The organism is Arthrobacter sp. ZGTC131 (assembly GCF_002929275.1).
Taxonomy (GTDB): domain Bacteria; phylum Actinomycetota; class Actinomycetes; order Actinomycetales; family Micrococcaceae; genus Arthrobacter.
In genome coordinates this window covers 86,777-110,479 of sequence record NZ_PJIK01000015.1, presented here as the reverse complement: position 1 = coordinate 110,479, position 23,703 = coordinate 86,777, and the positions used below count along the sequence as shown (strand labels likewise).

The following is a 23,703-nucleotide window of genomic DNA, read 5'->3' as shown; positions in this document are numbered from 1 at the left end:
TCGCCAGCTGACACTCCGAACAAGAGTTCGCGTTGACTCCGGGGAGCCCCGTCGCACAGCACGAGTGGGGGCTCCAAGGTCCCTCGCGACCAACCTTGTCCGGTGCGGACAGGACCAGGGTCGCCGGCGGTCCGGCTGCATGGCGTCCCCTTCCTGGAAGCTGCGCTTTGAAGGTTCCGGCCTAGTACTGTCGTCTTGGCTTCCGGTCATGGACGGCGCTCCCGGCCAAGAGTTAAATCTCGCTGCCGGCTTCGGTTCTGGTGAAGGAACGTGATGGACCTTAAAGTTTTCGTGGCAGAGGCCCGCCTGGCTAACCGTGATCCCGGTCCGCAGTCCAATGCGCTGGTCAAGAGACTGCGCGCGGAGAGTCCCGAAACGATCATCGACTTATACGAGCAAGCCTCCCAGCGCGCCTCAGCTCTGTTCAAACACTGGGCAGGCAGACCGGAGCCAAAGGCATTATTCGATGCGCACTTTGTTGCGGAGACAGGCAATCCTCAAGAATTCGATCCGACAGGTCCTCCTTATTTGAATTTCCGTCCAGAACGTGTGGACATGAGCTATGAATCATGGCTTCTCGCCTGGTGTTTCCATCAAGTTCTTGTCGGCAATGACCCACCGCCTGCGGACCTTCACTTCGTGGCCCATCCGGAACGCCCGGCGATCTTTGATTTCTTCGGAGGCATGGCAGGGAACGGTCTCAAGTACGCCTTCCAGGACGCATACGAGCGCATCACCGAAACGCCGTGGCCCCTCGCTCCCCGCGAGGAGGATCGAAGGTTCATCAGTTACACCGAACAACTTGAGCACGCCCCTTATAGGGTCCAGCTGTATAGAGCGACGGCGCGGGAAGTAGAAATGGACATGAACGCATCCCCGGAATGGCGTCAATGGTGGTTGAGCGGGCCACTGCGGTTACTGGAGTTCAGCATCGCCGAGAGTCGAAGCCTCTACCCAGGTGCGCTGACGATGCATACCGGAGACAGTCCGACCTCGACCCGCATTAGGAAATCGGGTTTGACTGTGACAGGAACGATCGTTCCCAATCTGGACCGAATCCTGGAAACCGAAGAGAGGGACATCCGCCGGCTCGTGGCTGAGGACATGACCATACTGCTGCGGAAAGTGCACCAGAAGTACAGGTTCACTCGAGAGCTGCCCGAGGCGAAGTAGCCAAGAAATCGGGAGCCGGAACGCTAACGGCATTCCTGGATCTGCAATCAGGGACTTGCTCCCTTAAGCAAGGCGGAGCGACCGCCACCATCCGCAAGATCGCCGTTGAAGGAACCCTCACCGAAGTACTTCAGAACGAACCAAAGAGCTTGGTACTCATTGGGAGAAGTATCCTTCGGGATCCGGGCTCCATAATTCTGTGGCCTCTTCTAATGCTGCGCCGATGTCTTCACGCGCAACCGCGAAAACGCACTCAATTCCCTGCTCGGGCCACAGGAATGTCATGGATAAGGCGGATCCGGTGATCTCTTGGTCGAACCAAAAGGTAATGGTCCAGAACGAGTGGTGACCTTCGTGCGTTACGACCTCGGCAGGGGATGCCACGGACTCCTCTTGTTCCAAAGTCAGCTGCGGTCCAACGCCCGGTTTGTTCCATAAGTAGGAACCCGACTGTTGACTGAGTTCCCGTTGAACGTCCAGGGCCAACGGGCCGCGAAATCTCACACTGATCTGGGCCATTAGACCAAAGGGGTACACCTCGGCGTAATTGAGGGTGCATGCAGCGCCGCTCGGCCGAATGACTCCCTGACCACCAATCAAGCCTGGGAACCAGTGCTGTGGTCGTCTCGGCATCCGCCCTCCAACGTAATCTCGTGGGGAGTGCTCCGTTCCTTCCGCAGGATGAACGGTCACTCGACTGCACTCACAGTAGCCCGCTGGCCCCTCCCTCAAAAGGAAGGGCCGCGGAGCTAAACCTTATTCGCGAATTCAGCGCAAGATTTTTCCGCGCCTCACTAAGCAAAATCATCCCGCAGGGTGGTCCGCAGAAGCCGCCCGTAAGCCGGTCCTCCAACAGGATTGCCGCCGTCCTGCCAGCCGCGTCACTGGTTCGCGAAGACGGCATTTCGTAAGCCCAGTCCGGTGCATTGTCCGGTGAAGTAGCGCAAAACGACACATCATCCTGCATCGGCGGGTAGTAGTCGGGCGGTAGGGACCGCATAGGCGATGTCACCCCGCGATGTCCAAGGCACGAGGCAGTTCAGTAGTGGCAGGCCGCATGCTGGATCGTGCCACGTCAGCCATCGAAACCATCTCTTGCCGTGTCGAAGGCATCGGCCGGTACCTGGACTACAACCGGGCACGCACCGCCGCGGCCGCCGCTGGCGCCCGTGTCCACATCGTCGTCCCCCAGGTCAAAGCCGTCACCGCCGAGACAGCTGCCGGAATCGAAGTGACCCTCGCAGAGACCATCGTCTGGGAACCCGTTCCGTTCGAAGCCAGGGTCGCCGTCCTGGCCCGATCTTCCGCTCCACCCTTCGCTGCAGCTCGCGCCCTCGCCGTTTGCCGGTGAGGGCGCCGCCGCGTTCCGCGCAAAGGGGAGTCATTAGCCACACAACTACACGCCGGGCCATCGCCTGGAACCAGCAGGGAGCCCCGATGGTGACACCGATCAGCGAGGACGATGCGCGCGGTGAGCTGCGCATCCTAAACTCCGAGGTAGCCAACCTCGACTACTATCTGGCGGTGCGACTTGAGTACGGCTGGATGTTCGGGTGGCGCACGGAACGGGGCCGGTCCTGAGGGGTACCCGAGGTTGAGGCCGCTCACCGCGGAGCGCAGAATTACTGCCGCTCCCGACTCTCACGCGCGTCCTATCAGCTCGGCCACGCGATCGAGTTCCTCCTCCTGATTGTAGAAATGTGCCGCCAGTCGAATCCTGCCGGCACGGACCGAAGCCACTACGTTGGCTTGGCTGAACCGGGCCATTACCGCTTCGGTGTCGCTCACGGGGACGGAGACGATGGTAGAGCGCTGCTGGTCAGGGAATGGGTGGAAGGTGGATATCTCCGCCGACAGCGCGCTCTGCAGGCGTAGGGCGAGCCGGGCATTGCGTTCGAGAAGCGCACTGATTCCGAACTGACGGAAGATGCCGAGCGCCGCCTGATCGGCCAGGGCAGGAAACCACGCCAGGGAGGCGTCCAGCTTCGATGCCGTGGGCGACAGGTCCATGGCGGGTCCGTAGAAGCTCTCGGCCGGATTCCGGGCGGCCTTCCAGCCAGGAACGATGGGTTGGAGGCGGTCGAGCAGCTCGCGGCGGACATAGAGGTAGCCCATGCCCCTTGAGCCGAGAAGGAACTTGTGGCTGGCGGCGGCCAGGAAATCCACGCCGTCGCGCACCACATCAAGCGGCACCGCGCCGGCCGCCTGGCAGGCGTCGACGAAGAACCAGGCGCCGGAACTGGCAGCAACCCGGCTTAGCGCTGCCAGGTCGGCCCGGTACCCGTTGGCCGAATGCACGGCGCTCACGGCTATCAGGCGGGTCCCGCCGTCGGCGGCCTGGCTAAACATCTCGGCCGTCACGCCGTTCCCAGCCGGCGCCACGGTGCGGACCTGGTAGCCGCGCTCCCGGAGCAGGAGCCAGGGATAGTAGTTCGAGGCGAATTCGTTCTCGGCGACCACGATATTCTCGCCGCGCTTCGCGGGCGGCAGGTTGGCCGCCACAATCCCCGCTGCTGTGCTCACGGCCGGAACGATGGCGATCTCCCCGGCCGTGGCACCAACAATCTCCGCGAACATGGCGCGGGCGTCCTCCCCTGCTCGCTCGGCTTCCATCCAGTCGAACCGGCCGGCGGACCAGCGCTCGACCGCTCGTTCGTAGGCGTTCCTTGCGGGGGCGCAGCCAACGTTCATGCTGGCCGTGTTGAGGTAAATGGTGTCTTTGAGTCCAGGAAAGAGCTGGCGTATGTCCGCGGCTTGCATAACTGTGACCGCCCTTCATGCAGGTTCACCGCGCCGCTAGTGTGGCCGCGGCACCGATCACCGGGTAGGGAATGCGGCCATCCTATTGGCCCAGCGACGACAGGACCAGTGCGAATGCCGGCCTGCTTCGACCCCTGGCAGCCTCACGGTTCCAGGTCGAATTCGACCTTGTACCTCATGAACCGGATGTTCTGCGCGATGGACAATGCGCGGCGGATCTTGAGGTCGTCGAGCTGTCGTTCCGCGCACATTCGTGCAGACCGCCTAAAGAATCAGCCGGCGTCATATCCTGCGGAGTACGACGAGGCCATTCGCCGGCAATTGCATCTCTATCCGCCCGTCCTGGCTGGGCAGTGCCGCACCAAAGTTGCCAAGATCGGACCCTCCATAAAACCTTGAGTCGCTGTTAAAGACCTCCTGCCATGCGCCTGGAGACAGCCGCTCCGCTGAGCTCTAAATGACGTAGCCGTCATCGAAGGGCCGGTTGTTCAGGGATGCGACGACCAGTTCACGCGTCGTGCCGTCGTTCCGGGTGAAGGCGATGACCCTGTTGTCGTTGGAGGCATGAATGATGTCGATGTTTCGTGATCGGAGGCCCCGGCTGGAACGGCGGAGACTGATCAGGTCCTGGTAGTAGCGGAATAGATCAGCACCCTGCCCCATGCGTTCACCCAGGCGATTCACCCCCGCCGGGGCTCCCCTGGCCGTCCGCCATGACGGGCGGATCTGGGCGGTCGCGGCAGAACCCGTGCACTGGTTCGAACGCTGCGACTGGTGGCACACCGGCACCCGGGCTGCCATCGGCTCCGGTGACCTGGTCAGCGTCGAACACTGGCGCGTTCAGGTCCGGGCCAGCACCGTCGCGCCGCTGCGCACTTTCGAGCTGCGCCGCGACCCCCTCTCGCAGCAGTATCTGGCGGAACTGGCCATTGCCCTGGCCCGGACCGGTTCATCGCCCTCGACGAACTGGCCAGAATCACCGCGAACAACACCACTGACCTGCTGGACGCGGTCGAAGTCGACATCCTCGAAGGCCTCGATGATGGACTTTAAAGTCGGGGCGGGACTGCCGGCTGGGCTCGCCCCACCGGTGAATGTCGCACTGGCCAGAGCCGTCACGAGGATGCACCGGGCGGGCGCACTGCCAGGAGCGTTAGCGTTTGAGGCCAAGTGGGACGGGTACAGGTGTATCGCGATCCGCGACAACAACGGGGCCTCTTTGTGGTCGCGGCAGGGAAAGGACCTGACGAGACATTCTGTCGGCGTGAAGCGTCGCGGTGCTGACCTTTGGCCTAGTGAGAGTGCGGTTTTCAGTGCCGCGACACGTGTCGCTCACTTGTCTCTTTAGCGCCCGCAGGGAACGCTTTTCGGAACCGGAGCAGACGCTTTGGGGGCCGACCTTGGGACGCAGAGGTTCCAGCTGGTCGGAGAGGTCAGCGGGGCATGAAATGGGATAGGTCGACGTGGCGAAGCCCCTGTGCAAGTCGTTCCTTTTTACCCGCTAGGACCTGAACGCCCCAGTCCCGTTCCAGGCAGCGAACGGTCCGGACGGCGACGTCCTCCGGCGCTCGGCCTTTGACCAGCCATGAGATAGCACGGTCGACCTCGGTGTCATATTCAGATTCGGGGAACCACGTGCCGCCAAATCCCAGCCCTGCAGGGTCCGTCTCAAGGAATACCCGGCGGACAGTCTCTCTGATTCTTGGCATCCGCGTGTCCATCGGATCATCCTCCTTGGGTAATCTCCATCCCCACTGCCAAGGCCACAGCATTTTCTGCTTCGGCGGTTCCCAATCCGGGACGGTCTCCAGCATTCGCGCAGCACCAGCTAGCGCTTCCTCATACTCCGACAGTGTGAACGTGTATGTGCCGAGCTCCTCAATAGGGTCAGTCAGCTTGAAGCCATCTTTCCACGCCCAATCGCTCCACGAGATGGTCCCTGCCTCGCGGTTGATGCGTGCGCCGATGCCGAAGCAGTCCAAATCACCGCACCTGCAGATGTACATCGCGGTACGGCCGTCCTCGTACTCGGGCGCACCAAGTCCAAGCAGGCGATTGATCTGTTCGTCCAGGCTGAAGTGCTCCCACTCAGGTTGAAGTCTCGTAGGAGACCGGTCTGATCCCTTCCCCAAGACGCCTTCAATAGGGGACTTCCCGTCCACTACGAAATCGAGAAATGGGATGGGCACCCTCCAGCTTCGGGTCTCTGAGATGTAGGTTTCCATCGTCATCAGTGCTGGCTGCAACGCGAGCTTGTGCCGGTGGCCTGAGGACGTCATGCACTTAGTATCCATGAGGTGCCGGTCCGCACAGCCGATGCTGACGGTAGGTGGAAGGGTCCGACCTCAGTGGACTGTGGCGGTCGGAACACCGAAGGGATTCCTGACAAGATCGGCTGCAGCTCCTTGCGTCCTTAAGGTGAACGCTCAGCAGTCACTTTTTGGGCTATTTCATCGACTCTGTGTTGCGAATCTGTATCCCCTCGCGCCGTACAGCGCGCGGCAGCGGGAGAGTAACCAGAAACAAGACAAGTAACGGGATTCCATACGCTATCCAAGGAGACCAACCCGTAGCGATGCTGACGCGAGCACCGATAACTGAGATGAGAAGGACCCCGATTATCCCGACAATTTTGAATCGTCTTTCCTGAGGCCTCTCCGCGCTGCTCGTCATCAGGCAAACATAACCCTTGGATCTGGCGTCGCGTTAGGAGGTGACACCCCCGACTTTCGCAGGCCGCTGCAGGCAGCCTCACTTCCAACGGGTCGTCGTGATCGAACGCTCGGAGCATGTTGATTCGCCCATAGCCCATTTCCGGATTACGAGTACCGTTTGGGAACCCTGACACCTGGGTGTACGGGCCACCTACCTTATCCGCAGTCCGCTCGGTGCGGTCGCGGACCTCTTGACTAGTCGCGCCGGGCTCGAAGCCGCGGACGGCGGCGGCCAGGTGATCGTGTCAAGTATTTCTGGCCCCAGGAGGGCATTTGAAACTGGCCCCATCATGGCCAGGTGACTGAGGGCGGTTTGGCCGTCCGGCTTAACCAACCTCTGCAGGGCGGAAACCCGTGCGACGGCCCCAAAGTACGCGGCATCGGGCAGCCCACGGAATGGGCGCCCGCGATCATGATCATCTTCTGAAGTGGTCTCCTTCCTCAGTCCTTTGGCGCAAACGCGGAACCGAGACAACGCTATGGCTATGCCTGTTCCGGAACATTAGGCTGTCACCATGACGCCTAGGTGGCTTGGAACGGCTCCTCTATGTGTGGGCGCGGTGACTGCCGTTTTGGGGCTTGTCTTCGCCCTCCAGTCCACATCGTCGTCGGGAGGTCCATGGGCGTACTTGATGATGGTATTCAGCGGTCTCGTCCTGATGTTTTGTGGCTACTTCATGGGAAAACGTAAGAGCTGGAACTGACCCGGGTTCGCTTGTCATCTCATGGACTCCGTTGACGCATTCCTCGAGCCCTGTCAGGAGTCGAACCCTTACTGACCTGAGTGAACGGCCGGAAGCCTATCGGTCTCCTGATTTTCGTGCTTCAGTTCAGTCATGACGGCGCATTTTTCGAAAAAACCGCCGGCAGGCCAGTTGCGCGTCGGTGCGAAACATGAGGCTGAGCGGAGGCTCAAGCGCATCACCTACTACGGGGGCGCCTTAGCCTTGGCCAAGCTCACGCTGAATTTCTTGCACCAATCCAAACCGAGCCGTGGGTGTGGGTAAAGCTTGCCGTCCTCGCCTTAGGCACTACAGTATTTGTCGTCTGGGTGACGCGATTTTCGTTGTGGCAGCGGCAGGAGTATTGGCGCGAACGTGGCAGAGACCCCAAGCATCCTGAGCGCTTTCCTGACGATAGAACTCAGGCCCGACGATGGCCCTTTCCTCAGTCCTATGCCTAGCTAGCTTCGAACCAGGTTGTTGGCGGCCGGCGTCGACACCGGCCAACCGCCTCCGTCCTGCTTATGACTATCCAAGAGTTGCCCGGTTGAGGCTGTGTGCGAGGCGGTAGGAGTCTGTGCCGGTTTCGGTGATGGAGCTATTGAACGTGAGCCGGTCCACGATCGCGGCGCAGAGGCGCGGGTCTGTGCCAACTTGGTTATTACCCGAAGGCTTCCAGATCCAGCCATCCGTGGCGGCATTGATCGCAACCCACCAGTCCAGTGGCGCTCAACCATCAACGCGGCTCTCTGGCCTCCAGCCTTCAATAGCGTCAAGGAGTTCGAGGGATACGCGCGGATCCTTGAGATTCTCAATTGCGCCAACGAGAGTAGCCGCATCCTTGTATTCGCGATCGACCTGCAGGATGACTCGATTAGACCGGACATCGTGGCCACCACCAATCCCTGTCGCCCCCGCCCATTGAAGCTGGTTCCCTAAGAGACGATTGGAAAGATCGTCCAACTCTTTAGCCGAATACTCCACTCGCACAAAGTTAATTTGCAGGTTTGTGCCGGACTCCGCAATCATTCCCCGTGCTTGATCGATGGCGGCGTCAGAAGTCATTTGTATGGTCAGCACCTTGCCAGCGAAATCCCAAATCACGCCTCCGTCGTAAGCCAGCAGAGGCCTCAGCACGTTGCGCAACCGGTCCCGCTCTCCAGAAAGGGCAGCGTCACCGGTTATGTCCAATGGCAAGGACCACTGAGCGGCAGCGCCCACCTTCGTGTCGGAAGCAGGATCCGGGTCCGCGCCATGCGCCGAGGTCCAGACTGCACCCAGCAAAAACGCCGCACCTACCCCAGCGGCCACAAGCCCCCGCGCACGCCCCTTACGCTTGATCATGACGCGAGGGTATACCCCGGCCCACGCCTCCACAACAGGTCGCGTTGACTCGTAAATAATCTCCGCGAAGGGGCATACGTTGCCTCATAAATAATCCTCCGGCTGGTTCGGCGGGGTTGCGGGGTGCGTGGGTGCGGATTAGGCCGGGTGGATGGGATTGACGATGGCTGAGCGCAAAGCCGTGACGAGGCAGCTGGTGAGGTCCTATCGGGCCGGTGACAGGCTGCGGAAGGGAGGGATTCTGGACGAGGTCGTTGACCTGACCGGCTGGCATCGGGACCATGCCCGGGCGGTGCTGCGGCATGCCCTTGACCCTCCCCGGCCCAGGCGGGTGAGGCCCGGCAGGGCACCTGTCTATGGCGCGGATCTGCAGCCCGCACTGGTGTTCTGCTGGGCGGTGCTGCGGGCCCCTGCCGGAAAGCTGCTGGCAGCGGTGATGCCAGAGATGGTCCCGGCGCTGCGTAAGGAGAAGGCCCTGGACATCACCGACGCCCAGGCAGAGCTGCTGGAGCGGATGAGCGCCGCGACGATCGACAGGCACCTGGCCAGGGAGCGGGCCAAGCTGCTGCCGCGCGGACGGTCCCACACCAAGCCCGGGTCGCTGTTGAAGTCCCAGATTCCGATCCGCACCTGGGCGCAGTGGGACGACGCCGTGCCCGGTTTCGTGGAGATCGATCTCGTCGGCCATGAGGGGTCAAACAGTTCCGGTCAGTTCTGTTTCACGCTCACGGTCACGGACATCTCTACCGGGTGGACGGTGAACAGGTCCGTGCCCAACAAGGCGCAAAAGCATGTCTTTGCCGCCCTGCAGCATGTCCTATCCCGCTTCCCGTTTCCGGTGATCGGCATCGATTCGGATAACGGGGGTGAGCTCATCAATAACGAGCTTTTCGACTCTGCCAGGAACACCGGATCACGTTCACGCGCTCACGTCCGTACAACAAGAACGACGGGGCGCACGTCGAGCAGAAAAACTGGTCCAGGGTCCGCGAACTGGTGGGCTATCTGCGCTACGACACCGCCGCGGAGCTTGTGCTGCTGAACCAGATCTGGGAGCTCGATGGCATCTTCACCAACTACCTGCTTCCGCAGCAAAAGCTCGTGTCCAAGACCCGCAACGGAGCCAAGGTGACAAAGATCCACGATGCGCCGGCCACCCCACACCGGCGTGCCGCGGCGGACCCTCATACTGACCCAAGGGCAGCAGCCCGCATGAACATCGAATACCGGAAAGTCAGGCCTGCGGCCCTGTCCAGGCAAATCCTGTCCCTCACTGGCAGACTCGAAACCCTCTCCACCGCCAAACAACCGGCACCAAGCAAACCACCGGTCAACGAGGATTGGAACCGCCGACCCAACCGGAGGTTTTCCAATGAGTCAACGTATGCCCCTTCGCGGAGGTATTGACATGAGGCAACAGGTGACCAGAAGTCAGGGCGGGCGGCGGACTCTGCATCGATGGAAGGCGCAGGGGAACAGCAGCCTGTCCCACTTAGCGTTCCCAAACGGACGCAAACCAGGCTCAAGAACCGGAGGCGCAACCGTCTGACTGTCGCGCGCTGCGGTCGTGGGCTTGATTCGTGATCGAGGCAAGCCCGCATAGCCTCAACACGTTCGAGTTGACAGGGAACATCAAAGGCACAGACCAGGCGTGCGTTCCTGGTGAGTTATCTGCACTTGGTGTCCGCGCGGCGTCCGTTTTTCTGACGTTTTGGTTGTAGGCATGGAGGGCAGGAATCCAACTCCAGCTGTTGCCGGACAAATTCGAAGTGACCTGCTTAGCTCCAAACGCGGGTACAACGCACTCTCGTCAATCCCACTGTCACCAGGACAAGCCTCTTTCGACGTGAAGACCAGCGATCCCGATGTCATGTACGAGGTGAAAGCCGTCTACGAGAACGGCGCCTCTGTCCAATAGCTTCATCCCCCGCACCGTTGCCCAGAACACGCCCGTGACGCCCGCATACTAAAAGCACCAGCAAGATGCCAGCTGGTACCCATGCGCTGTCCTGTAGAGGTTCCTCCGCTGGACCGCTTTGGTGCGTGGACTATTGGATGTCCGGATTCTGTGTACGGTGTCTCCGCATGATCAGATTGGCCACAACTTGGCAAATTCTGGCGACTAAAAAGGCAGCAGCGCTGCCAAGTATGAGGAGTCCGGATACGCCAAAGCCGGCACCATTAGCGAATTCCAGTCGCCCAAGTACGTCGCCGTGGATGATGTAAAACTCGATGAGCATGGCACCGAAACCGATGAGGAATACCGTGGCCAGAATTGCCCAAATAGCATTCATGCCTCGGAAGAGGCCTCGACTTTCTCCAACGTTTCCCACTGTCACATCCATGGCGCCTGCCTTTCGATCGTTGTGGATTCTGGACCAATGAAGATCCGCTAAGGCACCCCTAATAGCCCGCCATGCAACGGAGCGGCTGACAGCTCTTGGCGAGAGGCCGTTATTTGCGGCAGCAGTGTATTGCTCGTAGAGGTCCGATCTGATCTCTTCCCGCCGGTCAGCGGCTAGCCGCTCCGCCGTAGAGTGCGTGTAGACGTCCACCCACCACAGGACAGCCTTTGCGGTCCAAGACTCCTGATACCCTCGCGGCTGGCTCATGGATGCACCGGCCGTATTCGGGCCCGCACCGGCTTTGGGGCTGGCGCCACTTGGGCTGCCTGAAGCGCGCCCTTTCCGTTTGTGGTGATGCTATAGAGCCGGCGCCGCGGACGACCTTCACTTTCTGCAATTTCCGGACTCTCCCAACGGGCTTCCAACAAGCCGGCCTCAGTAAGGCGAGCCAAGGCTTTGTAGAGAGTCCCATGTGCTGCCAGAAGCTTTCCGCCGCGTGCAGAAAGAGCACTCGCAAGGGAAAAGCCATAAGCCGGCTCGCCGCGCGACTCAGACGTTTCCACAATGTTCAGGATGCGCGCCTCTAAAGGAAGCAACGTTCCCTGCTTTCGGCGTCCCATACCATGAGAATAGGAAGATAGCTTCTCATTGTCAACGGAGGGCGAGCCCGAGCAGCCCCGGCCCCACGCATCTTAAATCGGTGTCTCGAAACCTTTCCGTCTCGAAACGCTAGGGTTTCGAAGCGCAGAGGTTTCGAGACAGCCAATCGGATTAGGAAAGGGTCTCATCCGACTCGCCGCCAGCGGTTCGACGGCCATCTAGAGCATCGCTCCGTTTCCGTGCAGGATTCGTTTACGCATGTACTGGTTGGATTGCGGGAGCCACATCATTACCGCCCCGATCATGACGAGGACGTACGCCCACACTGATTCCAACGCGGGAGCCGCGAGGACTGCCACTGTGAAACAGATGGCCGCCACACTGAGGGCGATCCTGGCTATCCGGACCCGGAACAGCATCAAGATTGGTGCGCCCATGACCAGTGCGGTATAGATGGCGAGGATGGCTAGTGTGCCGGATCCGAACCAGCCTGAGTCTCTAATCTCCGCCGGAACGAAAAGGGACGGGAGGAGTGTGCCAAGCCCGGACCAGGCTCCTGGAGCGAGCCAGCACAGCGCACTAATTGCCAGGGGGACCGGCACGTAACGACCACCCACCCGTAACTGCTTCATCACATTGCACCGCCTGTTGAGCGCCTCCCCATGGCTTCATTCAACCACCAACCTCAATCAGGACGGACTAGAACATAACAGATCCGTGCCGCTCGTGGTCGGCTGGTTCACAGCTCTGAGCGTCCTCCCCGGCGAATCGTATGGACAGCCCTGATGGCTAGGTAGAGCGATGCTGCGGCCATCAGGAAATAGGCATACATCCGCCAGGAAGCATCGTCTGAAGATAGCTCCATGAGTCCAAAAGCAAGCCACATCAATGTTCCAAGTCCCGCGACCACAAGCAAGGTTCGGGGCGCTTCAAGCGGTTTCATGGCCTCTCCAGACTTTGTGAAGCAAAGCAGGTGTCAGCGATGGTCGAAAAGTGAGCCATTTCGTGGGGTGAAAACTGAGCCACGTTGACGTTGGTTATTCTGCCGTATTTTCCGGCCTTGTCGAGGGCAGAGAATCCGTTTGTGCATGTTTGAGCCGGTAGCTGGAGCCTTTGAGGGTGACGACTTCGGCATGGTGGACGATGCGGTCGATCATGGCCGAGGCCACGACCTGGTCCCCGAAGACGTCACCCCATCGGGCGAAGGGCAGGTTCGAGGTCAGGATCAGCGAGGCGTGCTCGTAGCGCGATGAGACGAGTTGGAAGAAAAGGTTCGCGGCGTCCTGCTCGAACGGGATGTAGCCGACTTCATCGACGATGATCAGCCCGTAGCGGCGTAGCCGGACCAGTTCCTGCGGTAGCCTCCCGCCCTGGTGCGCGGACTGGAGCCGGGCGACCCAGTCGATGGCTGTCGCGAACAGGACCCGGTGGCCTAGCTGGGTGGCGCGCAGCCCCAGCCCGGTAGCGAGATGGGTTTTTCCGGTGCCGGGCGGGCCGAGCAGGACGATGTTGGACGCCTCGGTGAGGAACATACCGGTGGCCAGGTGCGCGATGGTGTCGCGTTTGAGGCCGGGCTGGTGGTCGAAGCTGAAGTCCTCGAGCGACTTGCGGGCCGGGAACCCGGCTGCCCGGGCACGGGCTTCGGCGCCGGAGGCTTCGCGGGCGGCGACTTCCCGGGACAGGACCGCGGCGAGGTATTCCTCGTGGGTCCAGCCGGTCTCGCGGGCCTGGTCCGCGAGCCTGGCTGCTGCTTCCCGGATCCGTGGCGCTTTCATGGCCCTGGAGTAGTACTCGATCTGGCCGGCGGTTTCCTTGGCTTCGGTCATCAGGCGACTTGCCCGTCATCGAGCACGACACCGACGGCCCGGTCGTAGTCAGCCAGGTCCCGCAGCCCGGCCGCGTCGCCGGCCGGGGCCGGGTTTTGGAAGGCTTTCCGCAACGTCCGGGCGGCTTCGACATGGTCCGGATCGGTGACGGTCAGCCCGGCGCCCCAGGACCTTGTGTGGCTTCCGACGCAGCGCCCGTCCAGGCTGATCATGACTGTTTCCAGGTCCGCGGTGACATCGACGAACCTGCCGATGGCCTGCGGGTGCACGGAATAGTCGTTGGACCCCATCCGGACGTAGTAGTCCCGCGGGAGCCGGACCCGGGTCGCGAACCCGGTCACGGGCGGAACCGGCGGCAGTCCCAGCATCGCGGCCTTGTCCTGGCCGATCAGCTCCGCAGGCCTCGCACCTGTCCGCCGGACCAGCCGGGCGTTGGCCCTGGGCAGCCACTGGCCGGGCTGGGCGTTGAAATCCTCCGGCGATACGAAGGCCCGGCCGGGCAGGAACGAGGTCTCCAGGAACTGGTTCGCCCGCTCCACCACTCCCTTGCTCTCCGGATCGTAGGGCTTGACCTGCACGATCCTCGTGGCAAGCACCCCGGCGAACGCCGCGACCCCGGCGGCATAACTGTTCCGCCGCCCGATGCCGGCTTCGTTGTCCCAGATCAGCCGCCGCGGAACCGCGCCCAGGGACCCGATCAGCTCCCACATCCCGGCCAACAGGTCCCCGGTCATCCGGGACGGAAGCATCCGCGCCATGATGAACCGCGAATGCGAGGACACCATCACCAGCACCGGCAAAACCCTCGACTTCCCGCCACCGACCGGTATCCGCACCTCGGGGAACCACAGGTCGCACTGCGCCTGATCCCCGGGGTCGTAACTGATCCGGTCCGCCGGATCGGCAGGCGCATACTCCGGCCGAATCCTGGCCACGTTCTCCCGGAACCATGCCGGGGACCCGGACCAGCCCACACGCTCCGCCAGCACCGTCGCGGGCATCCGCGGGTTCTCCCTCAACAGCGCACGGACGGCCGGTTCCACCGCCTTGATCCCGGAGTCCTGCGGCGCACGCACATAGGTCGGCGGCCCGTCAGCACTGACTGCCTTGGCGACCGTGTTCCGGGAAATCCCCAGCCGTGCCGCTATCGATCTCATCGACTCACCCTCGGCAAGATGCAACCGCCGAATAAGCGCCCAATCCTCCACTGTGATCACCCACCCAATCGTTTGGAACGGGTGGCTCAGTTTTCAACCGTCACAATGGCTCAGTTTTCGACCGTCACCGACAGCAGGGCTTGCTTGAGTTCGGCAGTCCGCAAACAAAAGAGGAACGGCAACCTCAGGGTTCTGCGAGAGCTGCTTCGCTGGTCTCGCAGATGACCGTATAGGTGCCGGCTGTGAAGTGGTTCGTCATCCGAGCGAGGAACCCTCCGCGGCACGTCGTTCCGCCACTGAATGCTTTGGCAGCAGGCCGTGAATCTTGTGCAATTAGTCCGGTCGCACCGCCTGCAGGTAACGTGCCGCTATGGTCGCTGGCGGAGGCTACGGGAGGTTCTACTCAGATGTCCTGGACATACGTCTGCCGCTGGCTCACCTTGCAGCGAACCAGGCATACACACGGATGGAACTTTCCCAAACGACTGAAGGAACCAGCTGCACGAGAGATGAGTGCCTGGTCGCTCCGTGACTATGAACTCATGGTCGGTGAATGGGCGGCCCTATGGCTGGTGGTCGGAGGTGTTGCGGTGGTTCCCGGTTACTGGGTCATTCTGCAATGGGCGCCCCCCGCTGACCACGGCATTCGGAGTCCTGATCCTGATCGGCCCCCTCTCGGCGCTCGTGTGCCTCATAGAGATTTATATCCGGTGGCTCATAGGCCTCCTCCTCCCGAACTCGCCAGTGGGACTCCTGCCCGGGAGACCGTCCTTCTCCAACAGAGGGTCCCTGCTAGTCAGTAGCCTGGCGACTTATGCCCTCATGCCCCTCCTGTACGTCTTCCTCGACACCTACGTGATGCCCGCGGGCTGCAGGGTCTCTGCCAGCCAACCCTTACCGGTTGAAATCTGCCATGCGCACCAAAACCAACTCATGGTGAGGGATGAACAGTTCAGAGTGATACGCGATGCTGACGAAGGCTGCGACAGACATCAACTGGTGTGAATACGTTCCACCAGTCGGTGGATTTCCCGTTCGAACCTTCCGGCATCGGCCCATATAGCCCCACCTTCGTCTCGTTCGAACAGAATTCGAAGGGAATTCCCCACCACGGAGACCGAACACCGAACGTGGCTGCGTGCAAAGGTCCGCTTCATGATTGCCGTCAGCGTCTTGTCGCCCATTGTCCGCTTGCTGTAGCCATTTCCATCATCCAAAGCATGGAAACAGCGTCGAAGAGCTTCCTCAGGGGGTAGGCCTTGGAGACCCACAAGGCCCTCAGTTTGCGACAGGGTTTTCACTATTGAGAACGTGCCCCTAGACACGGCAAGGAGTGTTCTGACCCTCGTTACGAGAGCCCGAGAAAAGGCTGCCGCGCCGATGACTAGCACGACGAGGAACGGAATTCCGGTCCATCCTCTCTGCTGTGTCCACAGCTGGGGCGTCACAAACGCTATCCCTGCCAGACAGAGCAGTATTAGGAAAATCAGCCCCAGAACACCTGGTCTTACCCCTTGCGATCTCGGCAGAGCGCTCACGGCTTACTAACCCACTGACCGGCTGTTTATGTGCCCCATAAAAGATCAACCCTTTGGTCTCTTGTCGCGAGCCTAGTTATGAAACGCGTAAGGGGAAAGAGGGCAAAGTCTCGGTATGCATCAGGCCGGTACCTGGCTGGTCTGTGGCCGGAGTCATGGCTACCAGCGTCCTGAAAAAACGTCCGAAAAAGGCCTGTCCGCATAACGTCCCGAAAGAGGGTCCTCCAACAGGATTGCCGCCGTCCTGCCAGTCGCGTCACCGGTTCCCGAAGACGGCATTCCGTAAGCCCAATCCGGTGCATTGTCCGGTGAAGTAGTGCAAAGACACATCATCCTGCATCGATGTCACCCCGCGATGTCCAAGGCACGAGGCAGTTCAGTCCTGGCCGGCCGCATGCTGGATCGTGCCACGTCAGCCATCTCTTGCCGCCGTCTTGTTGAGTTGACCGATGAGTTGGCGGTTCGCCTCCCGGGCGGCACCCAGTTCTTCCTCTTGGTCTTGCAGCTTGGCTTGTAGCTCTTGGATCTCGTTTTGCAGTGTGTGGTTCTGTTCCTCAAGTGCGGCGTGGTTGCGGGGTGCGCCGAGTCCGGTTCGGGAGTAGGCCTGCTCGCCGAGGAGTTCCGAGAACCGCGCTTCCAGGTCGGCGATGTGCTGAGTCTGGCGGCGGACGGTGGACCGCAGGTTCAAGTTGTCGGCCTCGAGGCTTTGGCGCGTGGTCGCGGTGGCAGTAGCTGCTACCGATGGCTGGTCGGCGGCCGCGTAAACGTCCGCGCGAAGGTCGAGATGGCGGTGGATGAACGAGCGGTGCACTCTCGCCCGGGTTGCGACCGAGGAGATCGTGATCTCGATGCCTTCTTTTCGCATGGCCTCCAGCGCTTGGGCTACGCGGGCTCGGCGGGCATTGACGTCGAGGCGTCGGGCGATGGTTAACGGGCTGGGACCGGTTTCGGGTGTCATGGCTGCCCTTCTTGTAGGCCAATTCTGGGCATGCCCAGCGAGACCTTTTGCCGGGCGCTGCGAATCACATCGATCGCTTCCTGGATCCGTTGCTACGCCCGTCGGCTGTCGTGAGGGTCACGACCTCGCCGACCGAGCTGCCGCCCTCGTCGAGGACGCGGCGTCGAGCGGTGTGGACGTCCGCGACCGCGAAGGCGATGTGGCGGAAGCGCGGCCGGTCAATGCTCACTTCCGACGCTCCGTCCGTCGAGGTGAACGTGTAGATCTCGAGCGTCGGGCCGTCATCGCCATGCCGGGCAGCCGCAGATGCACGCCCTGGAGGGCGGCGTTCGGCACGGCGGTGCCCCGCTCGAGGTCGGGCCCCGAGTAGCCGCGCTCCGGCGGAACCAGCGTGCATCCGAAGAGACGCACGTACCAGTCGGAGAGGCGCGCCAGTCGCGCGCGATCAGATTCGTGTGCCCGTATCGGGCGCCATCGATGGGTCCGCTTGCGTCACCAGTCATGGACGCATCGTACCCACTGCGGGCCCAGAATGAGCCGATGCAGACGGCCGCTGTGATCCTGGCCGCGGGCTTGCTGGCCGATGAAACGCTACAGTGTTGACGAGGCGCTGGATGCATGCCAACGTTGCGTCATGTCCACAGGAACTGTGCGCATCGCTGCCATTCAGGCCACCCCGGTAATCCTCGATGCGGAGGCATCGGTGTCAAAGGCGCTCCATCTCCTGGGCGAGGCAGCAGGCGAGGGCGTGAAGCTCGCGGTTTTCCCTGAACTGTTCATCCCCCTGTACCCGTCAGGGGTATGGGCCTACCAAGCGGCCCGGTTCGACGGATTTGATGAGATGTGGACCCGTCTCTGGGCCAACTCTGTCGACGTCCCCGGCCCCCAAATCGACCGTTTCATCAAGGAATGTGCCGAGCACGACATCTACTGCGTGCTTGGAGTGAACGAACGGGAATCCGCTAGGCCCGGAAGTCTCTACAACACAATGATCTTGCTTGGTCCTGAGGGTTTGCTCTGGAAACATCGCAAGTTGATGGGAACGATGCACGAACGCCTTTTCCACGGCGTCGGTTACGGACAGGACCTGGATGTCATCGAGACTTCAGTCGGGAGGGTTGGCGGCCTCGTCTGTTGGGAGAACCGCATGCCTCTCGCTCGATATGCGATCTATCGTCAAGGCGTGCAGATCTGGGCGGCCCCGACGGCCGATGACTCTGACGGCTGGATCTCCACGATGAGTCACATAGCGATCGAATCCGGCGCGTTCGTGGTCTCGGCCCCTCAATACATCCCTCGGTCTGCTTTTCCCGATGACTTCCCGGTTCAGTTGCCAGACGATGGTCAGGCGCTCGGACGAGGTGGAGCGGCGATCTTCGAGCCACTTAACGGCCGTGCCATAGCAGGTCCCCTCTATGATCAGGAAGGGATCGTTGTCGCAGACGTCGACCTAGGTCGCTCCATGACCGCGAAGCGAATTTTCGACGTCGTGGGGCACTACAGTCGTGAAGACGTCCTCTACCCACCGGCCCCAACCAACCACGCTTCGGATGGCCCAGCATTTTGGCCGCGGACTCGACCTCTGCTTGGGAACTAGAGCCGAAGCCGCCCCAATAGCTGAACCGGTAGCGAAGCTCGGCGAACTGCAACCTGCACAGCAGTTTCGAGATCCCCCTGCGACGCGCGGTTCTGCGACGGCGCTCGACCCACACGCCGGCTTGAACCGAACGGGGTCATTCTCCGCCGCCCCTGATGCTGGCCTTTATGTTCTCCAAGACGGTCAGGTCGTCACGATTCGGCTCGGTACGAACGATGGCAAGCGTCTGCACCATGTGCCCCAGGTCGACCGACGTGATCGTGTAGGTGTCCGTGCTGACTGTCAGGGTGCCCCTGAATTCGGGGTCCTCCATATTCGTCAGCGCGGCGGTCAGTGCGCCGGGTTCCTCCAAGAGCGTTCCGGCGCAACCGCTCAGGAGAAGCGCGGCGGCTACCATGGCGCTTACGAGCGGAAGAGTGTGTCGGATCATGCGCCGCCCCTCAGGCTGGTTCTTGGGCCGAGCCTACATTCATTCCGGCCGCAGCGGGGCCCGTTCTAAAGGAGCCATGCTCCTGCGTAGAAGGACGACGGAGAAGCTGTGACGGCTGTGGCCTCGGACAGGTCCGACCTGCCTTTTGGATGCGATAGCGACGTCAACATACCCCGCTAATCCGCGGCTTCAGCCTCGTTGACGCTTCGGAGACAGGCCCCGATCCGGGTCGCGCATGATCCTGGTTATGGCTCGGACCTGGTCCAGACGCTTCTGGTAGTAGGCAGCGGTCAGGATGCTGAAGACAGAAATGGCCATGGATCCCCAAGCGCTAAGCGGAAGGCGGCTTTCGGCCTGATACTCGGAGATGGTCAGTGCCGCGTTGCCGAGGTTGAGGATGGCAAAGAAGATCATCCAGGAGCGGGCGTAGCTGAGCTCCCCTGGCTGAGGGCCGTGCGTCTGGACCACCTGACCATGGCCAGACTGTGGCAGTCGGAACACCGCTACTCTGTGGCGATGGCTTCTACGACCAGATCGCCTGGTTCTCCGAACCCGACGGAACGCCGCTGCTGGACGGCATTGCCTACACCATGACCGGGCTGACGAAGAATGAAGTCTCCTGGCGGACCACTACCCCCCCTTGCTGAATTCAAGCTGGGCAAGGGCTAGGCTGGCCCGCTGTCGCGCCCGCACGGCTGGAGCCGCACGGCGGCACTCATTTCTCACGGCGACAGTGCCCGGCCCCGGCGGTCCCAATCAGCCCTGATAGCTTCCTCCTCATCCCAGAAGTGCCCGTCGTGATGGCGAACGTGCAACAGGAACGCACGGTACGTGACTGCCAGGATCAGCACGGAAAGCGCCAAGTACTCCCCCAAATCCCAGACAATGCCCCTTAGAAGATTTCCAACCATTATCACCATCTGAAGCCCAGCCATGATCGACCACAGGACGAACTGAATGCGGAAGCCGCCCCGGGACATCCGGGGTTGCAGCCTCTTGTGTCCTTCAGCCTCTGCCATAGGCCGAGCGTAAGACATTGTCAGGGTTTGGAACAGGACAGGATGGCAACGGGTTCTGGCCGGCCAACCGCTTTAGGACCCGGTCCTTGTGGGCGGACCACCGAGCCGGTCTTCGATCAGCTCCAGGCCGGTGTCACCGGTCGCGACATGCAGCACGCCCTCGTCCGTTTCGAGCGAGACTATTTGCCAACCTCGCTTCAACTCCGCAGGTGCCCGCGACCTGAATGCGGGTCGCACTGCCGCTCACATTCGCACCTGAGACCACCTGTTCCTTCGATCGGGTGACCATAGACCATTTGCCGGGATGCGGCCGCGTCTACCCGGACAAGACCATCATCGAGACGGGCACCGGACTGGTCGTCAGCGCGGCCGACACGAAGTTCGGCTCTACGAGGCTGTGGTACGCCCAGATGTCGTTCACGCGGGAGCGTCCTGACTGGACCTCCGGGTCGCAGACAGGGTGCCCAAGTGCCAATGCAGGACCCGGAGTCGCCAGCCCTTGCCTTCCGGCGCGTATCGGCCGTTACCGGCGATAACAGGCGAGTTGAGAAAGGGCCACAAACGTCTTTCGACGACCCCGAAATGCGCCCCGGAATTACGGTCCCGTGATCGGATTCCAGGCCGATTAACGGTTGCACGAAGAACCGGAAACATCCCTCGTTTCGGGCTTTGGGCGCTCCTACGCTGGAGTGACCCAATCACTCACACCCGAAAGGGGTACCCACATGAAAAAACTAAGCGCCTGGCTGACAGCCATCATTATGGCTCTTGGGCTGGGCCTGCTGGTTCCGGGGTCCGCCTCCGCAACCACTTCCTACTGCGGTTTGGTCTGGGGTTCGCTGGCCAAGTCCAACCAGGCCATGAGCGCCGCATCGGTAACCAACATTCGCTCGGGGCAGCACCACTGCTTCGACCGCCTGGTGATCGACATCAAAGGAAAGGCAGCCGGCTACAACGTCCGCTACGTGTCAAAAGTTGTACAGGACGGGTCCGGACTGCCCATCAAGCTGAGGGGCGGTGCATTCCTGCAGGTCACCGCACACTCACCCAGCTATGACGGCGCCACGGGCAAGGCCACCTTCGCGCCGGCCAACCGCTCCGAGGTGACCAACGTTTCGAACTACAAGACGTTCAGGCAGGTTGCCTGGGCAGGCAGCTTTGAGGGTCACACCACCCTGGGCCTCGGCGTCCGAGACCGGCTGCCCTTCAAGGTCTTCACCCTTGCAGGTCCCGGCAACGGATCCAAACTCGTGATCGACGTCGCCCACCACTGGTGACGGCCGAGAAAACCAGGTAAAAAGCGAAGCCCCGCCCCCAAAGGGAGACGGGGCATCGTTTTGCCTGCAACGTGCAGCCAACCCGCCACGGTTGGACAAGCCAAGGGCTAGGAACGGCCTTCACCATGTCGGTATGTCTCTAGTGCTGGCTGATTCCGGGTGCTAGCTTCCGTTTACAAGCAAAACGATCAGCTGCAGAGGGGCCGATGCGCGGGGATAGATTTGATGAGGGCTGGGTGGGGATGCTGTGGCGGGCTCCGCTGTGGCTCGTTGGTCTGGCCGTTGCCGTCGCGTGGACTGTCGCAACGCTTGGCCTGGACTTCCTCAGTGGCGAGCAGATGCATCCCCTGAAGGTCGCCATCAAGTTTTCGGTCGGGCTACTGTTTGGCGGCTTGGTCGCATTTGTTGGCCGTTCCTTGAAGGCGCGGAACCGGAGCAAGCCCGCCGCATGGCCTACGCCGATGAATGTTCAGCACGCCATCTTGACGAAGCACCTGCCTGATGGTGCCAGCTCCGATCTATGGGTCCCGGAGCTGACTAGGATCGCCCGCCAAGATTGGTCAATGAAGTGGTGTGGTCCGGTGCTCATGGGCCTGTTCGCGGCCATGAGTGTCTTACTCATTTTTGATGACCCCGCCCACCCCTGGTACGGAGCGGTTCTTGCCGCTTTCTTCGTGGGTCTAGCCGTTCTGTCGCCATTTTGGAGCGTCCGTCGACGGGCGCGAATCGCCGCGGAGCAGTGACATTACTGGCCAGCGACGAGGTGACTGCTTTGAATCAGCGAACTCTCTCTATTCGGCTAGGCAGCTTGCCAGGACGACGCAGTGACCAGCCCTTGCGTGCAATTGTTGTCCCGGAGTCTGCGAGGCGCCACGCCGACTCCTGGAGCTGTTCACCGCGCAGCCAGTCAAGTCGCTCCACCGGCCGCTGGAGCTGCCTCCGCAGCCGGCAGCGAAGGTGCCGTACGTCTCCGGTGCCTCGTCCAGCCCGATCACTGTGAGGCCGTTTCCGTCGTAGACGTGGCTGTCGAGGAGGTGGTCATCACCCCATTCACGTTCTAGGGCTCGGCCGAACGGGCCCTCGTGCCAGCAGCCCACCCGGAGCGTTTCCCATTGCACGGACTCCCAGACTTCCACCTGTCCATTGACGTGAGGCGTGGGTGGTGAGGCCGGAACGCGCGTGTACTCGGCGTCCTGAGCCGTCACGGGCACCCGGTTGCACCGCCGCGGCCAGCCACGTCGACGAGGGCACGGATGAGTTCGGGACCCAGCGCCAGTGCTGCATCGTTGTGGTTCGCCTCTGCTACCTCCACCTCGATGACGTAGTTTCCGGACTCCCGGGCCGCCTGAGCCACGTCCCGGCTCTGCTGTGCGGGCACGATGGTGTCCTCGCTCCCGTAGACCACGGCGATTGGGACGTCGGCGCGCGCTACGTTCTCGCGTACCGGGTAGTGATCGCGGAGCATCCAGCCCACCGGCACGCCGTAGGCTGCCCGGCCGACGTCGGCGAGCGAGGTAAAAGGTGAGCGCAGCAGCATCGCGGCTGGAGGATGCTCGGTGGCGAGCTCCGTAACCACCCCGGCACCGATGCTCTCCCCGAAATAGACAAGCGAGCCCGCCGGTACTCCTGCCGCACCCGTCAGGAACTCGCGAGCGGCGCGGACATCACGCGCGAGACCGTCCTCGGACGGGTACCCGGGATTCGCCGCGTAACCGCGATAGTCGAAGAGCAGCACGCCCAACCCGAGCTCGCTGATCGCTCGTCCCAGCCCTGCCCGATAAGCCCTGTTGCCGCCGTTGCCCGATGCGACGAGCACGGTCGCGCGGCAGCCCACTGCGGCTGGCAAGTACCAGGCACCGAGCTCGAGGCCGTCACTCGTCGTGAGCGTGACTTCCCGTGCTCCGGGCAACAGCTCCGCGGCCGGGCGTGGCTGACCGCGGTCGGGAAAATAGATGAGCGAGCGTTGGAAGAACCACGGCATGCCAATCAGGAGCCCGACGACGACGAACACGGTCGCGAGCGGCATGATCCTTCGCACCGTCAACTTTTCCGCCACCCTCTTATGATCGCAGAGCGGTTCGCGCCGCACACGGCACGTGACCCACGACCTGATCACCGACCGCTGACGCACGCCGTCGAGCACGTGATACACGGAGAAGAAGAAATTCGACAGTCGTGGGCAGGCATTTCTTGTTTCCACCGCACCCGCACCCGCGACGCGATCGAGGCACACCTGACGATCG

The 23,703-nt window shown here is 61.7% G+C and carries 28 protein-coding genes and 1 pseudogene; 10 read left to right on the top strand and 19 right to left on the bottom strand.

Translation table 11 applies throughout. From position 1 onward, the window contains the following. Positions 1-273 precede the first annotated feature (273 nt). Complete coding sequence (locus CXQ90_RS17525) at positions 274-1,173, top strand: hypothetical protein (protein ID WP_104140629.1); 900 nt, start codon at positions 274-276, stop codon at positions 1,171-1,173. 156 nt (positions 1,174-1,329) lie between these two features. On the opposite strand, the gene CXQ90_RS22190 is transcribed toward CXQ90_RS17525, so the two are convergent. Next, entirely contained in the window at positions 1,330-1,557 is a 228-nt protein-coding gene (locus CXQ90_RS22190) for a hypothetical protein (RefSeq protein WP_146068926.1), read from the bottom strand. A gap of 634 nt (positions 1,558-2,191) precedes the next feature. Here CXQ90_RS22190 and CXQ90_RS17515 point away from each other — a divergent pair. Beyond that, positions 2,192-2,524 carry a hypothetical protein gene (locus tag CXQ90_RS17515; protein ID WP_181038611.1) on the top strand — a complete coding sequence of 111 codons (333 nt, stop codon included), beginning with the start codon at positions 2,192-2,194 and terminating at the stop codon, positions 2,522-2,524. A gap of 86 nt (positions 2,525-2,610) precedes the next feature. Next, positions 2,611-2,754 (top strand): hypothetical protein, encoded by a 144-nt coding sequence (locus CXQ90_RS22480; protein WP_181038610.1) that lies wholly within the window; start codon positions 2,611-2,613, stop codon positions 2,752-2,754. Positions 2,755-2,814: 60 nt separating this feature from the next. Here CXQ90_RS22480 and CXQ90_RS17510 read toward each other — a convergent pair whose 3' ends face one another. The 4 genes from CXQ90_RS17510 to CXQ90_RS17490 form a co-directional block, all read right to left on the bottom strand. After that, positions 2,815-3,933, bottom strand: coding sequence for an aminotransferase class V-fold PLP-dependent enzyme (locus CXQ90_RS17510; RefSeq protein WP_104140627.1), 1,119 nt, complete (start codon positions 3,931-3,933; stop codon positions 2,815-2,817). Between the two features lie 282 nt (positions 3,934-4,215). Continuing rightward, on the bottom strand, positions 4,216-4,371 hold the full coding sequence (locus tag CXQ90_RS23240) for an alpha amylase C-terminal domain-containing protein (protein WP_104140647.1): 156 nt from the start codon (positions 4,369-4,371) through the stop codon (positions 4,216-4,218). A 15-nt stretch (positions 4,372-4,386) separates the two neighbouring features. Beyond that, the gene (locus CXQ90_RS17500) at positions 4,387-4,596 is read right to left on the bottom strand and encodes a hypothetical protein (protein ID WP_104140626.1); all 210 of its coding nucleotides are present in this window, start codon (positions 4,594-4,596) and stop codon (positions 4,387-4,389) included. Between the two features lie 770 nt (positions 4,597-5,366). Further along, positions 5,367-6,164 carry a hypothetical protein gene (locus CXQ90_RS17490; protein WP_146068925.1) on the bottom strand — a complete coding sequence of 266 codons (798 nt, stop codon included), beginning with the start codon at positions 6,162-6,164 and terminating at the stop codon, positions 5,367-5,369. A 781-nt stretch (positions 6,165-6,945) separates the two neighbouring features. Here CXQ90_RS17490 and CXQ90_RS23040 point away from each other — a divergent pair. Continuing rightward, positions 6,946-7,074, top strand: a complete 129-nt coding sequence (locus tag CXQ90_RS23040; RefSeq protein WP_258064580.1) for a hypothetical protein — start codon at positions 6,946-6,948, stop codon at positions 7,072-7,074. Positions 7,075-7,897: 823 nt separating this feature from the next. Here the strand turns inward: CXQ90_RS23040 and CXQ90_RS22690 are convergent. Together CXQ90_RS22690 and CXQ90_RS17480 are read right to left on the bottom strand one after the other, a co-directional pair. Then, positions 7,898-8,017, bottom strand: a pseudogene (locus tag CXQ90_RS22690) (AAA family ATPase); the annotation flags it as partial. An 81-nt stretch (positions 8,018-8,098) separates the two neighbouring features. After that, on the bottom strand, positions 8,099-8,713 hold the full coding sequence (locus CXQ90_RS17480; protein ID WP_146068924.1) for a hypothetical protein: 615 nt from the start codon (positions 8,711-8,713) through the stop codon (positions 8,099-8,101). 163 nt (positions 8,714-8,876) lie between these two features. Between CXQ90_RS17480 and CXQ90_RS17475 the strand changes: the two genes are divergently transcribed. Beyond that, a complete protein-coding gene (locus CXQ90_RS17475; RefSeq protein WP_219816708.1) occupies positions 8,877-9,755 on the top strand; it encodes a hypothetical protein in 879 nt (292 codons plus the stop codon). Further along, a complete protein-coding gene (locus CXQ90_RS22685; RefSeq protein WP_219816706.1) occupies positions 9,710-10,120 on the top strand; it encodes a hypothetical protein in 411 nt (136 codons plus the stop codon). Before CXQ90_RS17475 ends, CXQ90_RS22685 begins: the two co-directional genes overlap by 46 nt. Before the next feature lie 641 nt (positions 10,121-10,761). Here CXQ90_RS22685 and CXQ90_RS17470 read toward each other — a convergent pair. The 8 genes from CXQ90_RS17470 to CXQ90_RS22475 all read right to left on the bottom strand — a co-directional run bounded on the left by CXQ90_RS17470 (position 10,762) and on the right by CXQ90_RS22475 (position 17,366). After that, complete coding sequence (locus CXQ90_RS17470; protein WP_146068923.1) at positions 10,762-11,058, bottom strand: hypothetical protein; 297 nt, start codon at positions 11,056-11,058, stop codon at positions 10,762-10,764. A 263-nt stretch (positions 11,059-11,321) separates the two neighbouring features. Then, positions 11,322-11,678, bottom strand: coding sequence for a PadR family transcriptional regulator (locus CXQ90_RS23235; RefSeq protein ID WP_104140622.1), 357 nt, complete (start codon positions 11,676-11,678; stop codon positions 11,322-11,324). A gap of 198 nt (positions 11,679-11,876) precedes the next feature. Further along, the gene (locus CXQ90_RS22185; RefSeq protein ID WP_146068922.1) at positions 11,877-12,095 is read right to left on the bottom strand and encodes a hypothetical protein; all 219 of its coding nucleotides are present in this window, start codon (positions 12,093-12,095) and stop codon (positions 11,877-11,879) included. Between the two features lie 302 nt (positions 12,096-12,397). Continuing rightward, positions 12,398-12,601: a hypothetical protein gene (locus tag CXQ90_RS22180; protein ID WP_146068921.1), complete on the bottom strand. Its 204-nt coding sequence runs from the start codon at positions 12,599-12,601 to the stop codon at positions 12,398-12,400. 94 nt (positions 12,602-12,695) lie between these two features. Further along, positions 12,696-13,484, bottom strand: coding sequence for an IS21-like element helper ATPase IstB (gene istB / locus CXQ90_RS17455; protein WP_104140620.1), 789 nt, complete (start codon positions 13,482-13,484; stop codon positions 12,696-12,698). Next, positions 13,484-14,701, bottom strand: coding sequence for an IS21 family transposase (istA, locus tag CXQ90_RS17450; protein ID WP_104140619.1), 1,218 nt, complete (start codon positions 14,699-14,701; stop codon positions 13,484-13,486). The genes istB and istA overlap by 1 nt, the downstream gene beginning before the upstream one ends. Positions 14,702-16,591: 1,890 nt before the next feature. After that, positions 16,592-17,137 (bottom strand): DUF6262 family protein, encoded by a 546-nt coding sequence (locus tag CXQ90_RS17440; protein WP_104140617.1) that lies wholly within the window; start codon positions 17,135-17,137, stop codon positions 16,592-16,594. A gap of 64 nt (positions 17,138-17,201) precedes the next feature. Then, complete coding sequence (locus CXQ90_RS22475) at positions 17,202-17,366, bottom strand: hypothetical protein (RefSeq protein ID WP_181038609.1); 165 nt, start codon at positions 17,364-17,366, stop codon at positions 17,202-17,204. 405 nt (positions 17,367-17,771) lie between these two features. Here CXQ90_RS22475 and CXQ90_RS17435 point away from each other — a divergent pair, with 405 nt between their 5' ends. Further along, a complete protein-coding gene (locus tag CXQ90_RS17435; protein WP_181038608.1) occupies positions 17,772-18,734 on the top strand; it encodes a carbon-nitrogen hydrolase family protein in 963 nt (320 codons plus the stop codon). A gap of 136 nt (positions 18,735-18,870) precedes the next feature. Here CXQ90_RS17435 and CXQ90_RS17430 read toward each other — a convergent pair whose 3' ends face one another. Further along, on the bottom strand, positions 18,871-19,164 hold the full coding sequence (locus tag CXQ90_RS17430; RefSeq protein ID WP_104140615.1) for a hypothetical protein: 294 nt from the start codon (positions 19,162-19,164) through the stop codon (positions 18,871-18,873). Between the two features lie 189 nt (positions 19,165-19,353). Then, complete coding sequence (locus tag CXQ90_RS17425; protein WP_104140614.1) at positions 19,354-19,632, bottom strand: hypothetical protein; 279 nt, start codon at positions 19,630-19,632, stop codon at positions 19,354-19,356. A 17-nt stretch (positions 19,633-19,649) separates the two neighbouring features. Here CXQ90_RS17425 and CXQ90_RS22470 point away from each other — a divergent pair, with 17 nt between their 5' ends. Continuing rightward, positions 19,650-19,811 (top strand): hypothetical protein, encoded by a 162-nt coding sequence (locus CXQ90_RS22470; RefSeq protein WP_181038607.1) that lies wholly within the window; start codon positions 19,650-19,652, stop codon positions 19,809-19,811. 75 nt (positions 19,812-19,886) lie between these two features. Here CXQ90_RS22470 and CXQ90_RS17420 read toward each other — a convergent pair whose 3' ends face one another. Further along, positions 19,887-20,183 carry a hypothetical protein gene (locus CXQ90_RS17420; protein WP_104140613.1) on the bottom strand — a complete coding sequence of 99 codons (297 nt, stop codon included), beginning with the start codon at positions 20,181-20,183 and terminating at the stop codon, positions 19,887-19,889. Positions 20,184-20,908: 725 nt separating this feature from the next. Between CXQ90_RS17420 and CXQ90_RS17415 the strand changes: the two genes are divergently transcribed. Beyond that, positions 20,909-21,460, top strand: a complete 552-nt coding sequence (locus CXQ90_RS17415; protein ID WP_104140612.1) for a hypothetical protein — start codon at positions 20,909-20,911, stop codon at positions 21,458-21,460. Between the two features lie 236 nt (positions 21,461-21,696). Continuing rightward, positions 21,697-22,203 carry a hypothetical protein gene (locus tag CXQ90_RS17410; RefSeq protein WP_104140611.1) on the top strand — a complete coding sequence of 169 codons (507 nt, stop codon included), beginning with the start codon at positions 21,697-21,699 and terminating at the stop codon, positions 22,201-22,203. 458 nt (positions 22,204-22,661) lie between these two features. Here CXQ90_RS17410 and CXQ90_RS17405 read toward each other — a convergent pair whose 3' ends face one another. Then, positions 22,662-23,486, bottom strand: coding sequence for an alpha/beta hydrolase (locus CXQ90_RS17405; protein ID WP_104140610.1), 825 nt, complete (start codon positions 23,484-23,486; stop codon positions 22,662-22,664). Positions 23,487-23,703 lie beyond the last annotated feature (217 nt).

Coding starts and splice junctions, on each gene's coding strand:
- CXQ90_RS17525 (WP_104140629.1), top strand. CDS start 274: ATGGACCTTAAAGTTTTCGTGGCAGAGGCCCGCCTGGCTAACCGTGAT.
- CXQ90_RS17515 (WP_181038611.1), top strand. CDS start 2,192: ATGTCCAAGGCACGAGGCAGTTCAGTAGTGGCAGGCCGCATGCTGGAT.
- CXQ90_RS22480 (WP_181038610.1), top strand. CDS start 2,611: ATGGTGACACCGATCAGCGAGGACGATGCGCGCGGTGAGCTGCGCATC.
- CXQ90_RS17510 (WP_104140627.1), bottom strand. CDS start 3,933: ATGCAAGCCGCGGACATACGCCAGCTCTTTCCTGGACTCAAAGACACC.
- CXQ90_RS17500 (WP_104140626.1), bottom strand. CDS start 4,596: ATGGGGCAGGGTGCTGATCTATTCCGCTACTACCAGGACCTGATCAGT.
- CXQ90_RS17490 (WP_146068925.1), bottom strand. CDS start 6,164: ATGACGATGGAAACCTACATCTCAGAGACCCGAAGCTGGAGGGTGCCC.
- CXQ90_RS17480 (WP_146068924.1), bottom strand. CDS start 8,713: ATGATCAAGCGTAAGGGGCGTGCGCGGGGGCTTGTGGCCGCTGGGGTA.
- CXQ90_RS17475 (WP_219816708.1), top strand. CDS start 8,877: ATGGCTGAGCGCAAAGCCGTGACGAGGCAGCTGGTGAGGTCCTATCGG.
- CXQ90_RS17470 (WP_146068923.1), bottom strand. CDS start 11,058: ATGGATGTGACAGTGGGAAACGTTGGAGAAAGTCGAGGCCTCTTCCGA.
- CXQ90_RS23235 (WP_104140622.1), bottom strand. CDS start 11,678: ATGGGACGCCGAAAGCAGGGAACGTTGCTTCCTTTAGAGGCGCGCATC.
- CXQ90_RS22185 (WP_146068922.1), bottom strand. CDS start 12,095: ATGGGCGCACCAATCTTGATGCTGTTCCGGGTCCGGATAGCCAGGATC.
- CXQ90_RS22180 (WP_146068921.1), bottom strand. CDS start 12,601: ATGAAACCGCTTGAAGCGCCCCGAACCTTGCTTGTGGTCGCGGGACTT.
- istB (WP_104140620.1), bottom strand. CDS start 13,484: ATGACCGAAGCCAAGGAAACCGCCGGCCAGATCGAGTACTACTCCAGG.
- CXQ90_RS17440 (WP_104140617.1), bottom strand. CDS start 17,137: ATGACACCCGAAACCGGTCCCAGCCCGTTAACCATCGCCCGACGCCTC.
- CXQ90_RS17435 (WP_181038608.1), top strand. CDS start 17,772: ATGTCCACAGGAACTGTGCGCATCGCTGCCATTCAGGCCACCCCGGTA.
- CXQ90_RS17430 (WP_104140615.1), bottom strand. CDS start 19,164: ATGATCCGACACACTCTTCCGCTCGTAAGCGCCATGGTAGCCGCCGCG.
- CXQ90_RS17420 (WP_104140613.1), bottom strand. CDS start 20,183: ATGGCAGAGGCTGAAGGACACAAGAGGCTGCAACCCCGGATGTCCCGG.
- CXQ90_RS17415 (WP_104140612.1), top strand. CDS start 20,909: ATGAAAAAACTAAGCGCCTGGCTGACAGCCATCATTATGGCTCTTGGG.
- CXQ90_RS17405 (WP_104140610.1), bottom strand. CDS start 23,486: ATGCCGCTCGCGACCGTGTTCGTCGTCGTCGGGCTCCTGATTGGCATG.